Genomic DNA, 1164 nt, shown 5'->3' on the forward strand with positions numbered 1-1164 from the left:
CGACGGCGGCGCAGCCCGCGACCGCGATCGCGGGCTGCGCCGCCGTCGCCGCCGGGCTCCATCCGCCGACCGGCATGGTCACCGAGACTCCCGACTTCACCTCGTGCGGCCTGCCGCCGCTGTCGTCCCTCGTTTTCGGCGGTCACGACACCGTCGACTGCCCGCTGCCCAAACGCGCCGAACACCTCGCCGCCGGCGGCGTCCTGCCGCACGGCCTGCCCGCCGCGGTGCACGCCGAACTCGCCGCCGCCGACCGGGAGATCAGGCCCGGCGGCCCCCTGACCGGTGACACGGACGGCGGCCCGGCCCGCACCGAGGACGACTGGATCGACGTGTTCGCGGCCGACATCCGCGACTTCGTGCGCCGCCAGGGCCTCGCGGGCGCCGTCGTGGTGAACGTGGCCTCCACCGAGTCCGCTCCCACCGACGGCACGCTGCCGCCCAGCTCCCTCTACGCGGCGGCCGCCCTGCGCGCCGACTGCCCCTACGTCAACTTCACCCCCTCCACGGGCCTGCACCACCCGGCACTGGCCGACGAGGCCGCGACGGCCTCCGTCCCCCACGCGGGCCGCGACGGCAAGACCGGGCAGACCCTGCTGCGCTCCGTGCTCGGCCCGATGTTCCTGCAGCGCGCCCTCGCCGTGCGCGCCTGGTCCGGCACCAACCTCCTGGGCGGCGGTGACGGCGCCGCCCTCGCCGACCCCGCGGCCGCCGCCGCCAAGAACGCCGGCAAGGAACGCGTCCTCACCGACACCCTCGGTGCCGCACCCGAGGGCGAGGTCCACATCGACGACGTGCCCGCGCTCGGTGACTGGAAGACGGCCTGGGACCACATCGCCTTCGACGGCTTCCTCGGCTCCCGCATGATCCTGCAGACCATCTGGCAGGGCTGCGACTCGGCGCTCGCCGCCCCGCTCGTCCTCGACCTGGCCCGTCTGGTCGCCCGCGCCCGGGACAGGGGCCTGTCCGGCCCGCTGCGTGAACTGGGCTTCTACTTCAAGGACCCGGTCGGGGACGGCCCGTCGTCACTGGCCGAGCAGTACGCGGAGCTGAGGCGCTTCGCCGAGCGGCTCATCGCCGCGTCCCGCGGTCGTCGGCGCCGTCGCGCAGCCGCTCGGCGAAGCGCCTCAGCTCCGCGTACTGCTCGGCCAGTGACGACGGGCC

The 1164-nt window shown here is 75.5% G+C and carries 1 protein-coding gene; it reads left to right on the forward strand.

Going from position 1 to position 1164, the window contains the following annotated elements; genetic code table 11:
- A partial coding sequence (locus B7L92_RS35400; RefSeq protein ID WP_255311293.1) for an inositol-3-phosphate synthase occupies nucleotides 1–1164 on the forward strand: 1164 nt, incomplete at both ends.

The organism is Streptomyces viridosporus (assembly GCF_002078235.1).
Taxonomy (GTDB): Bacteria; Actinomycetota; Actinomycetes; order Streptomycetales; family Streptomycetaceae; genus Streptomyces; species Streptomyces viridosporus.